The sequence below is a fragment of the Planomonospora corallina genome (assembly GCF_042650625.1).
Lineage (GTDB): Bacteria > Actinomycetota > Actinomycetes > Streptosporangiales > Streptosporangiaceae > Planomonospora_B > Planomonospora_B corallina.
Window position 1 is genome coordinate 263,668 of sequence record NZ_JBHSBM010000040.1, and the last position, 13,058, is coordinate 276,725.

Consider the following 13,058-nt stretch of genomic DNA (forward strand, 5'->3'; position numbering starts at 1 on the left):
GGTAGCGTCATTTGAGAGGGAGGGAGGCCGGATGTCGCGCCGGAAGACCGAGCGGCTGCTGAACCTCGTGATCTGCCTGCTCGCCACCCGCCGGCCGTTGAGCGCCGAGCAGATCCGCCAGGCCGTGCCCGGCTACGACTCGGCCAACGACGAGGCCTTCCAGCGGATGTTCGAGCGGGACAAGAACGAGCTGCGCGAGATCGGCATCCCCATCGAGGTCCAGAAGGACCCGTGGGAGGAGGACCCGGGCTACCGGATCGTCCGCCAGGCCTACGAGCTGCCCGAGATCACCCTGGAGCCCGACGAGGCCGCCGTGGTGGGCCTGGCCGCGCGGGTGTGGCAGCGGGCCAGCCTGGCGGAGGCGGCCAGCGGGGCGCTGCTGAAGCTGCGCGCCGGAGGGGTGGAGACCGACGAGACCGGCGGGCTGCTCGGCGGCGCGCTGGAGCTGCGGGTCGACACCCAGGACCCGGCCTTCCCGGCCCTGTGGGAGGCCGTGCGCGACCGGCGCCCGGTCCGCTTCCCCTACCGCGTCGCGGCCGGCGAGAGCGTGCTGACCCGCACGGTCGAGCCGTGGGGCGTCGTCAGCCGGCGCGGCCGCTGGTACGTCGTCGGCCATGACCGCGACCGCGACGCGCCCCGGGTGTTCCGGCTCAGCCGGATCACCGGCCCGGTCGTGGCGGCGGGCCGCCCCGGCACCGTGACGGTGCCCGAGGGCGTCGACATCCGGGCGATGGTGGCCCCCCGTGAGGACGGGCCGCTGATCGAGCGCACCGCCGTGATCCGGGTCCGCGAGGGCGCCTGCCAGGGCCTGCGCCAGGCGGCGACGGCCGTACGGCCCGCCGGCGACGGCTGGGACGAGCTGGAGATCGGCTTCACCGACCCCGAGTGGCTGGCCGGCTGGGTCGCCGGGTTCGCGGCCGACGCCGAGGTGCTCGGGCCGCCCGACGCCCGGGAGGCCGTCATCTGCCGGCTGAAGGGAGCGCTCACGTGAGGCGCGGCTGCGGGACGCGGCAGGACCGCGGCGGGGCAGGGCGCGAGGCCGGGCGGAGCGGCCCGGGGCGCGGCGCGGGAGCGGGCCGCGGGACGGCCCCGCGGGACGGACGAGGAGCGGTGAACGACCGATGAGCAGTACGGCCGACCGGCTGCCGAGGCTGCTGGCCCTGGTGCCCTACCTGATGTCCCATCCCGGGGCGGAGGTGTCCGAGGTCGCGCAGGTCTTCGGGCTGAGCGAGAAGCAGCTCATCGACGACCTGCAGCTGGTGTGGATGTGCGGGCTGCCCGGGCACACCCCCGGCGACCTGATCGACGTCTCCTGGGACGGCGGCGAGATCGTCATCGACAACGCCGACACGATCGCCCGCCCGCTCCGGCTGGGCGTCGACGAGGCCAGTGCGCTCCTGGTGGCGCTGCGCATGCTCGCCGAGATGCCGGAGTTCGGCGGGCGCGACGCGCTGACCCGGGTCATCGCCAAGTTCGAGCGGGCCGCGGGGGAGGGGGCCGCGGCGGTCAGCAGCCAGGTCGCGGTCGAGGTGGACGCCACCCCCGACGCGCTGCCCGCGGTCAACGAGGCGCTGCGCGGCCGCAGGCGGCTCTCGCTCCGCTACTACGTGCCGGGCCGCGACGAGATCACCCCCCGCGAGGTGGACCCGATGCGGCTGGTCGTGGTGGACGGCCGCAGCTACCTGTCGGGCTGGTGCTACCGGGCCGAGGCGGTGCGCCTGTTCCGGCTGGACCGCATGCTCGACGTGGACGTGCTGGACGTGCCCGCCGACCCGCCGGCCGACGCGGTGCCCGACGAGGTGACGCCCGGCGTGTTCCGCCCCTCGCCCACCGACGAGCTGGCGGAGCTGGAGCTGACCCCCGCGGGCCGCTGGGTGGCCGAGTACTACCCGTGCGAGCGGGTCGAGGAGCTCGGCGAGGGGCGGCTGAGGGTGGCCCTGCGCGCCCGCGACGAGAGCTGGCTGCTCCGGCTGGCGCTGCGCCTGGGCGGAGCGGGGCGGATCGTCTCCCCGGCCTCGCTGGCCGAGCGCGTCCGCCAGGCCGCCCGGGAGGCGCTGGACCGCTACGAGTCGGTGGCCTCCTGACCTCGGCGCACCGGCCGCCCTCTGGCTCCCGCCTCCCGGTCTCGGCGCACCGGCCGCCCTCTGGCTTCCGGCCCCCGGCCTCGGAGGCCAGGGGCCGGGGACGCGGCGCCCGTCCCGAGGGCCGGGGCGGGCCTGTGAACCACCGGCGGACGGCGGGTTAGGATCCGGTGACATGAGCTGGATCCTCGCCGCCGTCGCCCTGGCTTTCGCGGGCGTGGCGGTCCTCGGCCTGATGGGCGCCCGGTTGCTGCTGGCAACCCGTGACCTGGGAAGACAGGTCGAGCGGACGCGGCGCAGGCTGGAGGCCGTCCGGGGCCCCTCCGGGGGGCGGGCGGAAAAGGACCGGGGCCCGCAGGGATGAGACTGCGCTCCGGGCAGCGTACGATCGGCACAGAGACTGCACGTCGCTCGGCATAAGGATGTGTCATGCCCAATCTGGGAACCACTGAGCTGATCATCATCGGGCTGATCCTGGTGCTGCTGTTCGGCGCCAAGAAGCTGCCCGAGGCCGCGCGCGGGCTCGGCCGGTCGCTCCGCATCTTCAAGGCGGAGACCTCCAAGCTCCGCGACGACGACGAGTCGGCCACGGCGACCGCCACGGTCGTGCCGGCGCAGCAGGCCCCCGTCACCCCGGCCCCGCAGCAGCTCCCCGCCGCCGAGCCGTCCGCCGAGGAGCAGGCCCGCGTCCTGGAGGAGCAGGCCGCCCGGCTGCGCGCCCAGGCGGGCACTCCCAAGCAGCAGTAGCAGCGGCAGCAGCGGGCCCCGCGGCGCCCCTGGCCCGCCGGCCCGCCCCTTTTCGATCACCTCACTCCTCGGACCGGGATTCTCACGAATATGGCACTGCTGAAGTGGCCCAGGCCGGGCCGTAAGGGGTCCGTGTCGTCCGAGGACGCGGAGGGGCGCATGCCGCTCATGGAGCACCTCCGTGAGCTGCGCAACCGGCTGGTCGTCGCGCTGCTGGGCGTGCTCGGCGGCATCATCCTCGGGTTCGTCTTCTTCGACCCGGTCTGGGACTTCGTCTCGGGTCCCTACTGCAGCCTGCAGCAGTCGCAGCAGCTCCGCGGCGAGTGCACGTTCCTCGTGCTCGGCGTCTTCGAGTCGTTCTTCGTCAACCTCAAGGTCGCCGCGCTCTTCGGCGTGGTCGTCACCTCCCCGATCTGGCTCTACCAGGTCTGGGCGTTCGTGACGCCGGGCCTGTACCGCAACGAGAAGCGCTACTCGCTGACGTTCATGGGGCTGGCGATCCCGCTCTTCCTGGGCGGCGCCGCGCTGGCCTACTTCGTGATGGACACCGGCCTGGCCATCATGCTCGGCTTCGCGCCGGAGAACTCCATCACGACCATCACGCTCGACGAGTACCTCGGCTACGTGCTGGTGCTGCTCATCGTCTTCGGCGTCTCCTTCGAGCTGCCGCTGCTGATGGTCTTCCTCAACCTCATCGGGGTGCTGCCGCGGGCCACGGTGGCCAAGCACCGCCGCATGATCATCTTCCTGATGTTCGTCTTCGGGGCGATCGCCACCCCGGGCGGCGACCCGTTCACGATGATCGCGCTGGCCCTGCCGATGGTGATCCTGTTCGCCCTCGCCGAGGGGGTCATGTACCTGCGGGAGAAGCGGGCCGCGGACTCCGGCGAATTCTCCGGCCTGTCCGACGACGAGGCGTCCCCGCTGCCCGCCGACGACTCCCCGCTCCCGGACGTCGATTCTCTCGATCCGGATACGAAGGGTACAGATCCCGTCAAATAGGCGGTACGTTCCGGTCCGTGCCCGGAGAGATCGCCGTACTCGTCAATCCCGCGGCCCGGGGCGGCCGCTCCCGCGCCCTGCTCGCGCCCGTCCTGGAGCGGCTCCGCAGCCGCGGCGCCGAGGTCTCGGTGATCGTCGGCGAGTCCGCCGAGGACTCCCTGGAACGCGCCTGCACGGCCGTCGCCGAGGGCCCGGACGCGCTGGTGGCCTTCGGCGGGGACGGGCTGGTCCACCTCGCCGTCCAGGCGGTCGCCGGGAGCGACGTGCCGCTCGGCATCGTCCCGGCCGGCACCGGCAACGACATCGCCGACGCCCTCGGCCTGCCGAAGAAAGACCCGCTGGCCGCCGCCGACGTCGTGCTGGCGGGCCGTACCCGCACGATCGACGCCGCCCGGATCGGCGAGGACGCGTGGTTCGCCAGCGTGCTCTGCTGCGGGTTCGACTCCCGGGTCAACGAGCGGGCCAACCGGCTGGCCTGGCCGCCCGGCATGGCCAAGTACCTCGTCGCGCTGGTGGAGGAGCTGCGGCACTTCACACCCCTGCCCGTCCGCCTCGACCTGGACGGCGAGGTCGTCGAGGAGGAGGCGATGCTCGTCGCGGTCGCCAACACCCGCTCCTACGGGGCCGGGATGCGCGTCTGCCCGGACGCGCGCCCCGACGACGGCCTGCTGGACGTGATGGTCCTCGGCGCCGTGCCCAAGGGCCGCTTCCTGCGGGCCTTCCCGCACGTCTACAAGGGCACCCACGTCACCCACCCCGCCGTGACGATCAGGCGGGCCCGCCGGGTGGCGCTGGAGGTCCCCGGGGTGGTCGCCTACGCCGACGGCGAGCGGATCGGCCCCACCCCGCTGGTCTGCGAGGCCGTACCCGGCGCGCTGCGGGTGCTGGCGCCCCGGTAGGAATCTCCGGCCCGCACGATCTCGCGTACGACGTCGTCGTAGAGGCGGAACAGGCGGGGCGCCCGGGCGGAGTCGGCCCGCCGCGGCAGCTCGGCCCAGCACCGGGCGACCAGATCCCGGGCCCGCACGCCCGGCCAGGGCTGGGGGAGCAGTTCGGGGGGGAGGAGCGGGTCGGGCTCGACGGCGCGGCCGAACTCCGCGGCGAGCTCGATCGCGATGGTCAGCACCTCCTCGCGCGGCAGGGGCGCCGGGTCGCGCAGCCGGGCCAGGCGGGGCTCGGCGACGGCGCTGAGCCGCTCGTGGGCCCGGGCGATCCGGTCCAGGCGCCAGAGGCGGGAGGCCAGCGCGCGCGGATCGCGCTCACCGCCGACACGTAGGTCGGAGCTGGTGAGGAAGGTGACGGAGCCGGCGACGCCGACACGGCCGGCCTCGGCTTCGACGAGCTCCTCCCAGGCGTTCGCCGACACGTACAGGCCGCCGTGCACGGGTGCGCCGCCGAGGCCGACGATGGCCTCGCGCAGCGCGTCACGAGCGGACCTGGCCGATTCCGGCACCGCGAACGCCACCAGGTGCCACACCCCGTCCCAGGGGGCCTGCCCGCGATCCTGGCGGTACATGTGCCGCATGAACGCGGCGTTGGGGGCGATCGACCGGTGGGCGTCGCCGGTCACCCGCAGCAGCGCCCTGCGGCCCCGGCCCTCCTGTATGAGCTGTCCCTCGGCGGCGAGCCGCTTGACGCACAGGCGCACCTGCTGGTCGGTCATGCCGAGGGTCTCGGCGACGGCGTAGAGCTCGGCGGCGTCGACGGTCCCGTCCTCGCGGACCATCCCCTCCACCAGGGTCCGGGTCGGTACCTCCACGCGGCCGTCGCCGCGGTCGCCCTCGCGCCCCTCCTCGTGCCCGCCGGCCATCCCCGCCTCCATATCTATCCAATAGATTACGATCGTTCTTGTAATGATAGTTTCTGATCCGTGCCTATGGAGACAGTAGTGAACCCTGGACCCTCCCCGTCCGCCCCGGCCGTCACCGGGCGGAGCCGCCGACGGCCGCGCCGCCTGCTGCAGTCCCTGGCGCTCGTCGTGGCGCTGCTCCTGGCCTGCGGAGGCTGGGTGGCCTACCAGCACACCTATGACATCCGGGAGGAGCAGGTGACCATCACCGGCGGCGCGCAGCCGCTGAAGGGAGTGCTCGCCTGGCCGACGGGGGGCAGGGGACCGTACGGGCTGGTGGTCTTCGTCCACGGGGACGGTCCCGTCGACGCCACGCACGACACCTTCTACCGCCCGGCCTGGGAGGCCCTTGCCCGCGCCGGTTACGCCTCCCTGTCGTGGAACAAGCCGGGGGTGGGCGGCGCTCCGGGCGACTGGCTGCGCCAGAGCATGGAGGACCGGGCGCGGGAGACCGCGGCCGCCATCGCCTGGGCCAGGACCCGGCCCGGCATCGACCCGGAGCGGGTCGGGTTGTGGGGCGCCAGCCAGGCCGGCTGGGTGCTGCCCAAGGTCGCCGCGCGCACGCCCGGGCTGCGGTTCGTCATCGCCGTCTCCCCGGCGGTCAACTGGCTCCGGCAGGGGCGCTACAACCTGCTCGCCGAGCTGAGGGAGCGCGACGCCTCACCGGAGGAGACCGAGGCCGCGGTGGCCCGCAGCGAGGCGACGCGGGAACACCTGCGCAGGGGCTCCACCTTCGAGCGGTACCGGGCCGCGGTCGGCGAGGTGGACGGCATGACGCCCGACCGCTGGCGGTTCGTCCTGGCCAACTACACCTCCGACGCCTCCGAGGACCTGGCCGGGGTGCGGGTCCCGGTCCTGCTGATGCTGGGCGGGCACGACCTCAACGTCGACGTCGCCGAGACGGAGGAGGCCTACCGCAGGCTGCTGCCCCGGCCCGACCGGCTCCAGGTGCGGCGCTATCCGGACGCCACCCACTCCATGGTGCCCAAGGACGTCGAGGACTCCGGGCTCAGGGCGTTCGTCCTCGCCGTGGCCGCCCCCCGTTCCCTGTTCGCCGAGGGATACCTGGACGATCTTCGCGACTACGTGGAACGCCTGGACGAGGAACGGTGAACACCGCAGGGCCGCGGGCGGGCGGCTGCGGGACCGGTCCCGCCGTCACCGTCCCCCGCCCATCCGCCATCGAATGATCGTCTCTGGAACGAACGTGACGACCGGGACAGGAAGCAGAGGAGGGACGCGTGGAAGCGGTGGACGAAGCGGCGGGCGCCGGGCCGGTGATCCGCAGGGGGGTGCCGGCCGGCGCCGAGGACCGGGTGGCGCAGCTGTACTGGGAGGCGTTCGGCCGCAAACTGGGGCCGGCCCTGGGCCCGCCCGACCGGGGGAGGGCCTTCCTCGCCGCACACCTGCACCGCGACCGGGCGGTCGTGGCGCTCGACGCCGGCAGGGTGGTCGGAGTCGCCGGCTACCACCTGGCCGGGCGCGCCCTGACCGGCGGCGACGCGGCCGCCGTGCTGGCCGCCTACGGCGTGCTGCGCGGGCTGCCCCGCCTGGCCCTGCTCTCCCTGCTCGAACGCCGGCCCGCCGACGGGCAGCTGCTGATGGACGGCATCGCCGTCGACCCCGACTGGCGCGGGCGGGGCGTCGGCGGCCGTCTCCTGACCGAGATCGCCCGCGTGGCGGCGGCTCACGACTGCCGGGAGATCCGGCTCGACGTCGTCGACACCAACCCCCGCGCCCGCCGGCTCTACGAACGGCACGGCTTCGTGGCGCTGTCCACCGAACACACCCCGTACCTGCGGCGGCTGCTGGGCTTCGGCGCGGTCACCACCATGCGCCGCGGCGTGGGCCGCTCCCCGGGCGGCCGGAGCGGGGACCGACCGGAATGCCGTTATCGGTAGGCTGAAGATTATGACGACGCCAGCGGAACGCTACGCCGCCTTTCGTCAGCGCCAGGTCGAGAGCGGGCCTGCCCTGACCTCGTTCCGCGGTCTGTACGACTTCGAGCTGGACGAGTTCCAGCTCGACGCCTGCCGCGCGCTGGAGGCCGGCGACGGGGTCCTTGTGGCCGCCCCCACCGGATCGGGCAAGACGGTCGTGGGCGAGTTCGCGGTCCACCTCGCCCTGGCCCAGGGCCGCAAGTGCTTCTACACCACCCCGATCAAGGCGCTGTCCAACCAGAAGTACAACGACCTCGTCAAGCGGTACGGCGCCGCCAAGGTCGGCCTGCTCACCGGCGACAACAGCGTCAACGGCGAGGCCCCGATCGTCATCATGACGACCGAGGTGCTGCGCAACATGCTCTACGCCGGCTCCGGCACCCTGGCGGGGCTGGGCTTCGTCGTCATGGACGAGGTGCACTACCTCGCCGACCGCTTCCGCGGCGCCGTCTGGGAAGAGGTGATCATCCACCTGCCCGAGTCGGTCCGGCTGGTCGCCCTGTCGGCCACGGTCAGCAACGCCGAGGAGTTCGGCGAGTGGATGGGCACGGTGCGCGGCGACACCTCCGTCATCGTCGACGAGCACCGGCCGGTCCCGCTCTGGCAGCACATGCTCGTCGGCCACCGCATCTACGACCTGTTCGTCACCGACGAGAACGGCGAGCGGCCGCTGGTCAACCCCGACCTGATCCGCCTGTCCCGCGACGAGGAGCGCCAGGCGTTCCGGGGCCGCCGGGGCTACTCGCGCCCGCGCCGGCCGGGACCGCCCAACCGGGCCGAGGCCATCGAGCGGCTCGACGCCGAGGGCCTGCTCCCCGCGATCACCTTCATCTTCTCCCGGGCCGGCTGCGACGCCGCCGTCCAGCAGTGCGTGTTCGCCGGGCTCCGGCTCACCACCGACGCCGAGAGGCACGAGATCCGGCAGATCGTCGACGAGCGCACCGCGCACCTGCCCGACGAGGACCTGGCGGTGCTCGGCTACCTGGAGTGGCGCGACAGCCTGGAGCGCGGCCTGGCCGCCCACCACGCGGGCATGCTCCCCACCTTCAAGGAGGTGGTGGAGGAGCTGTTCACCAAGGGCCTGGTCAAGGCGGTGTTCGCCACCGAGACCCTCGCCCTGGGCATCAACATGCCCGCCCGGTCCGTGGTGATCGAGAAGCTCGACAAGTGGAACGGCGAGACCCACGCCGACCTCACCCCCGGCGAGTACACCCAGCTCACCGGGCGGGCCGGGCGGCGCGGCATCGACGTGGAGGGCCACGCGGTGGTCCACTGGCAGCCGGGCACGGACCCGATCCACGTCGCGGGCCTGGCCAGCACCCGCACCTACCCGCTGCGCTCCAGCTTCCGCCCCTCCTACAACATGGCCGTCAACCTCGTCGGCCAGGTCGGCAGGGAGCGGGCCCGGTCGCTGCTGGAGTCGTCGTTCGCCCAGTTCCAGGCCGACCGGGCGGTGGTCGGCCTGGCCAAGCAGCTGCGCCGCCACGAGGAGGCGCTGGCCGGTTACAAGAAGGCGATGACCTGCCACCTGGGCGACTTCACCGAGTACGCCGCGATGCGCCGCGCCCTGTCGGACCGCGAGGCCGAGCTGTCGCGCCGGCGCGGCGCGGCCCGCAGGCTGCAGGCGCTCCGCTCGCTGGAGGCGCTGCGTCCCGGCGACATCATCCGCGTGCCCGGCGGGCGCCGCGCCGGCCTGGCCGTCGTCCTGGACCCGGGGCTGAACTCCCGGGGCGAGGGCCCGTCCCCGCTGGTGCTGACCATCGGCAAGCAGGTCAAGAAGCTCTCCGCGGCGGACTTCCCGGTCCCGGTGGAGCCGGTCGACCGCCTGCGCATCCCGAAGAACTTCAACGCCCGCTCCCCGAAGGAGCGCGCCAACCTCGTCTCCTCCATGCACGCGAAGATCGGCGACCGCGACCTCGGCAAGCCCGACCGGGCCCGCGACCACGCCGTCGAGGACGAGGAGGTGCTGCGCCTGCGCCGGGAGCTGCGCCGGCACCCCTGTCACGGCTGCGACGAGCGGGAGGACCACGCCCGCTGGGCCGAGCGCTACCACAAGCTGCTGCGCGAGACCGAGGGCCTGCGCCGCCGGGTCGAGGGCCGCTCGCACGTCATCGCCCGCACCTTCGACCGGGTCTGCGGGGTGCTCGACCGGCTCGGCTACCTCGACGGCGACGACGTCACCGCCACCGGGCGCCGCCTGGCGCAGCTCTACACCGAGCTGGACCTGCTCACCGCCGAGTGCCTGCGCGCCGGACTCTGGGACGGCCTCGACCCGGCGGAGCTGGCCGCCTGCGTCTCGTCGCTGGTGTTCGAGTCCCGGCAGGGCGAGGAGGCCCGCCAGCCGCGCATCCCCGCGGGCGCCGCGCAGCAGGCGATGGCGGAGATGGTCCGGCTCTGGGGGGACCTGGAGGCGATCGAGAGCGACCACGGGCTCTCGTTCATCCGGGAGCCCGACTTCGGCTTCGCGTGGGCGGCCTTCCGCTGGGCCAAGGGGCACACCCTGGACGCCGTGCTGGGTGACGGGATCAACGGCTCGGAGCTGGCCGCCGGCGACTTCGTACGCTGGACCAAGCAGCTGCTCGACCTGCTCGGCCAGATCGCCGACGCGGCGCCCCGGGACGGCACGCTCAGGAAGACCGCGGGCAAGGCGATGGACGCGCTCCGGCGCGGGGTGGTGGCCTACTCCTCGGTCGGCTGACCCCCGGCCCCGGGGTCCGCCCGCTCCACGCCGGCTGGCTGACCGCCCGGTCAATACCTTGTGACGGCGGGTACGCGGAACGTAACTCCTGCGCTTGTTTCCGGGATGTTCCGGATGGAAATCCCCATTTCACAACCTGTCGGCCCGCCCCCCAGGGAGGTAGGGATGTTCGCCCTCGCCGCCGCACTGCTGTTCGTGCTCGCCCTGATCTTCGAGATCGCCGGCGTGGCCGTCGGCAGTGTCGTCACCGTCACCACGCTCGCCCTCGCCGGGCTCCTCTGCGTCGCGCTCCACCTGATGGGCGTCGGTGCGGGCTGGAGCCTGAAGAGGTGACCGCCCGGCGCGTTCCCCGGGGAACGCGCTCCGGGCCGGCCCTCGACGACGAGAAACCGGGAAGAAACCCCTGAGGGACCGGCGTGCGGGAGCCCGCGTGCGGGATCCCTTCCGCCGGAGGAGCCCGGGTGCCGGACGCCTCCGGCGGCCGCAGCGCCGCTCCCGCGGCCCGAGGCCGCGCCCCCGCCCCAGGGCGCGGCCTCACCGTTCGGGGGAGGGGCGGCGGAGCGGCCCGTGCCCGGGGCACGACAATGAACTCATGAGCGTGCCCTACCTCGACCCGGCCGTCGGCCAGTACATGCGGGCGCACAGCAGCGAGCCGGACGACCTGCTCGAGGCCCTGGCCGCGCGGGCCCGCGAGACGCCCGGGATCCCGGCGGGCCTGCAGATCTCCGCCGACCAGGGCCGGTTCCTCACGATGATCACCCAGGCGGCCCGGGCGCGCACCGCCGTCGAGGTGAGCCCGCTCACCGGCTACTCCACCCTCTGCCTGGCCCGGGGCCTGTCGGCGCGGGGCAGGCTGACCTGCTTCGCCGACAGCCGGGAGCCGGCCACGCTCGCCCAGCCGTACTGGGAGCAGGCGGGTGTCGCGGGCCGCATCGTGCTGCGGATCGGCCCGATCGCCGAGCGGCTGCCCGACCTGCCGTTCGTGCCGGCCGTCGACGTCGCCTTCGTCAACGCCGACGCCGCCGACTGCGACCTGTTCTACACGATCCTCCTGCCGCACCTGGCCTCGGGCGGGCTGATGCTGGTCGCCGGCACGCTTCGGGACGGCAGGATCGCCCGGCCGGCCGGGCGTGACGAGGCCACTCGGGCGATGGACGAGTTCAACGAGTCGGTCGCCGCCGACGACCGGGTGGGCGTCATCATGCTCGCCGTGGGCGGCGGCCTGACCATGATCCGGAAGCACTGACCGGCGCCGCGCTCCGGACGGCCGTCAGGCCAGGGCGAAGCGGACCTCCCGGGTGACGGGGTCGGCGCGGGTCAGCCGTACGCGCACCGCCTCGCCCAGCGGGAGGTGGTCGCCGTCGCAGCGGGCGACCACCGGGGGGTCGGTGAGCTGCACCTCGCCCCCCGAGCCGTCCTCGTCCGCGTCGACCACCACGGCGTCGAAGGTCCGCCCCACCCGCTCGCGCAGCACGAACGCCTCCACCAGGTCCACGCACGCCCTGCGGGCCGCGCCGGCGCGCCGCCCGGAGGCCCGCATGAGGTCCGGCAGCTCGTCCAGGGCCCGCAGGACCTCCTCGGGCACGGGCTCGCCCGCCGCCACCGCCAGGCAGACCTCGGTGGCGTAGCGGTCGGCGAGACGGCGCAGGGGAGCGGTCACGTGGGCGTACGGCGCCGCCACCGCGGCGTGGTCGGCCTGGAGCGGGGGCGCGCCGTTGAACGCCACGTAGCCGGCCCCGCGCAGCAGCACGGTCGACTCCGCCAGGAACGCGGCGTGCGCGGGGACCTTCGGGTCGAGGGAGTGCACGACGTCGCCGTAGGAGGCGTCGTCGGGCCACGGCACGCCCAGGGCGGCGGCCGTCCGCCGCACCCGGTCGGTCACCCGGTCGGGGGCGGGCGGCAGCACCCGCAGCAGGCCGATCTCGGCGTCCAGCATCATCGTGGCGGCGGCCATGCCGACCAGCAGCGAGATCTGCGCGTTCCACTCCTCGGCCGGCAGCGGGGCGCGCAGTTCCACCCGGTAACCGCCGTCCCCGTCGCCGACCACCTCCTGGTCGGGGACGGGCAGCGTGACACCGCCCCGGGCCCGCTCCAGCGCCGTGCGGAGGGCGCCGATCTCGGCCAGCAGCCGGAGCGGGCCCTCGGCGGTGCCGGTCTCCACCGCGGCCTGCACGTAGTCGTAGTCGAGCCGCTCGCGGCTGCGCACCCGTGCCCGCACCACGTCGGCGCCCACGATCAGGCCGTCGGAGTCCAGGTCCACGCACCAGAGCGCGGCCGGGCGGACCACGCCGGGCAGCAGGCTCGCCGCGCCCTCCGACAGCACCGGCGGGTGGAGCGGGATCCGCCCGTCGGGCAGGTAGACGGTCTCCCCCCGGAGCCTGGCCTCGGCGTCGATCTTCCCGCCGGGCCGTACGAAGGCGCCCACGTCGGCGATGGCGTACCAGACGCGGTAGCCGCCGGGCCGTTCCTGAAGGTGCAGCGCCTGGTCCAGGTCCATGGAGCCGGGAGGGTCGACGGTGACGAGCGGCAGGTCCGTGCGGTCGAGCACGGGCAGCCGGGGCACCTGGGCGACCCACTCGGCCTCGTCGGCCACGGCGCGGGGGAACTCCTCCGGCAGGCCCAGCTCCCGCCGGATCCGTGCGAACCCGTCCTCGACGCGTGGATGGCACCCGCCGGGCACCCGGATGCTCCTGTACGGCACGGCGCTCAACCTACTGCCCCGCGCCGCCGCCGCCGGGCCG

13 protein-coding genes are annotated in these 13,058 nt (G+C 74.2%); 11 read left to right on the forward strand and 2 right to left on the reverse strand.

Translation table 11 applies throughout. The features are described from left to right. Positions 1 to 31: 31 nt before the first annotated feature. The 6 genes from ACFOWE_RS28020 to ACFOWE_RS28045 all read left to right on the forward strand — a co-directional run bounded on the left by ACFOWE_RS28020 (position 32) and on the right by ACFOWE_RS28045 (position 4,729). Positions 32 to 991 carry a helix-turn-helix transcriptional regulator gene (locus ACFOWE_RS28020; protein ID WP_377293014.1) on the forward strand — a complete coding sequence of 320 codons (960 nt, stop codon included), beginning with the start codon at positions 32 to 34 and terminating at the stop codon, positions 989 to 991. Positions 992 to 1,121: 130 nt separating this feature from the next. Then, the gene (locus ACFOWE_RS28025) at positions 1,122 to 2,084 is read left to right on the forward strand and encodes a helix-turn-helix transcriptional regulator (protein ID WP_377293016.1); all 963 of its coding nucleotides are present in this window, start codon (positions 1,122 to 1,124) and stop codon (positions 2,082 to 2,084) included. Positions 2,085 to 2,256: 172 nt separating this feature from the next. Next, complete coding sequence (locus tag ACFOWE_RS28030; protein ID WP_377293018.1) at positions 2,257 to 2,445, forward strand: hypothetical protein; 189 nt, start codon at positions 2,257 to 2,259, stop codon at positions 2,443 to 2,445. 65 nt (positions 2,446 to 2,510) lie between these two features. Next, on the forward strand, positions 2,511 to 2,828 hold the full coding sequence (gene tatA / locus ACFOWE_RS28035; RefSeq protein ID WP_377293020.1) for a Sec-independent protein translocase subunit TatA: 318 nt from the start codon (positions 2,511 to 2,513) through the stop codon (positions 2,826 to 2,828). A gap of 90 nt (positions 2,829 to 2,918) precedes the next feature. Beyond that, positions 2,919 to 3,830 (forward strand): twin-arginine translocase subunit TatC, encoded by a 912-nt coding sequence (tatC, locus tag ACFOWE_RS28040; protein WP_377293022.1) that lies wholly within the window; start codon positions 2,919 to 2,921, stop codon positions 3,828 to 3,830. 17 nt (positions 3,831 to 3,847) lie between these two features. Beyond that, a complete protein-coding gene (locus ACFOWE_RS28045) occupies positions 3,848 to 4,729 on the forward strand; it encodes a diacylglycerol kinase (protein ID WP_377293024.1) in 882 nt (293 codons plus the stop codon). On the opposite strand, the gene ACFOWE_RS28050 is transcribed toward ACFOWE_RS28045, so the two are convergent. Next, entirely contained in the window at positions 4,645 to 5,640 is a 996-nt protein-coding gene (locus ACFOWE_RS28050; RefSeq protein ID WP_377293026.1) for a PaaX family transcriptional regulator C-terminal domain-containing protein, read from the reverse strand. The two genes, ACFOWE_RS28045 and ACFOWE_RS28050, sit on opposite strands and share 85 nt — an antisense overlap. A 78-nt stretch (positions 5,641 to 5,718) precedes the next feature. Between ACFOWE_RS28050 and ACFOWE_RS28055 the strand changes: the two genes are divergently transcribed. From ACFOWE_RS28055 to ACFOWE_RS28075, 5 genes are all read left to right on the forward strand, one after another. After that, on the forward strand, positions 5,719 to 6,792 hold the full coding sequence (locus tag ACFOWE_RS28055; RefSeq protein WP_377293028.1) for an alpha/beta hydrolase family protein: 1,074 nt from the start codon (positions 5,719 to 5,721) through the stop codon (positions 6,790 to 6,792). Positions 6,793 to 6,920: 128 nt separating this feature from the next. Then, positions 6,921 to 7,580, forward strand: a complete 660-nt coding sequence (locus ACFOWE_RS28060; protein ID WP_377293030.1) for a GNAT family N-acetyltransferase — start codon at positions 6,921 to 6,923, stop codon at positions 7,578 to 7,580. Between the two features lie 10 nt (positions 7,581 to 7,590). Then, a complete protein-coding gene (locus ACFOWE_RS28065; RefSeq protein ID WP_377293032.1) occupies positions 7,591 to 10,317 on the forward strand; it encodes a DEAD/DEAH box helicase in 2,727 nt (908 codons plus the stop codon). A 165-nt stretch (positions 10,318 to 10,482) separates the two neighbouring features. After that, entirely contained in the window at positions 10,483 to 10,650 is a 168-nt protein-coding gene (locus ACFOWE_RS28070) for a hypothetical protein (RefSeq protein ID WP_377293034.1), read from the forward strand. Positions 10,651 to 10,909: 259 nt separating this feature from the next. After that, entirely contained in the window at positions 10,910 to 11,563 is a 654-nt protein-coding gene (locus tag ACFOWE_RS28075) for an O-methyltransferase (protein WP_377293036.1), read from the forward strand. A gap of 24 nt (positions 11,564 to 11,587) precedes the next feature. On the opposite strand, the gene ACFOWE_RS28080 is transcribed toward ACFOWE_RS28075, so the two are convergent. Then, entirely contained in the window at positions 11,588 to 13,018 is a 1,431-nt protein-coding gene (locus ACFOWE_RS28080) for an RNB domain-containing ribonuclease (RefSeq protein ID WP_377293038.1), read from the reverse strand. Positions 13,019 to 13,058 lie beyond the last annotated feature (40 nt).

Bases quoted from the DNA above. Each gene is read 5' to 3' on its own strand.
- ACFOWE_RS28020 (WP_377293014.1), top strand. From the start codon at position 32: ATGTCGCGCCGGAAGACCGAGCGGCTGCTGAACCTCGTGATCTGCCTG.
- ACFOWE_RS28025 (WP_377293016.1), top strand. From the start codon at position 1,122: ATGAGCAGTACGGCCGACCGGCTGCCGAGGCTGCTGGCCCTGGTGCCC.
- ACFOWE_RS28030 (WP_377293018.1), top strand. From the start codon at position 2,257: ATGAGCTGGATCCTCGCCGCCGTCGCCCTGGCTTTCGCGGGCGTGGCG.
- tatA (WP_377293020.1), top strand. From the start codon at position 2,511: ATGCCCAATCTGGGAACCACTGAGCTGATCATCATCGGGCTGATCCTG.
- tatC (WP_377293022.1), top strand. From the start codon at position 2,919: ATGGCACTGCTGAAGTGGCCCAGGCCGGGCCGTAAGGGGTCCGTGTCG.
- ACFOWE_RS28050 (WP_377293026.1), bottom strand. From the start codon at position 5,640: ATGGCCGGCGGGCACGAGGAGGGGCGCGAGGGCGACCGCGGCGACGGC.
- ACFOWE_RS28065 (WP_377293032.1), top strand. From the start codon at position 7,591: ATGACGACGCCAGCGGAACGCTACGCCGCCTTTCGTCAGCGCCAGGTC.
- ACFOWE_RS28070 (WP_377293034.1), top strand. From the start codon at position 10,483: ATGTTCGCCCTCGCCGCCGCACTGCTGTTCGTGCTCGCCCTGATCTTC.
- ACFOWE_RS28075 (WP_377293036.1), top strand. From the start codon at position 10,910: ATGAGCGTGCCCTACCTCGACCCGGCCGTCGGCCAGTACATGCGGGCG.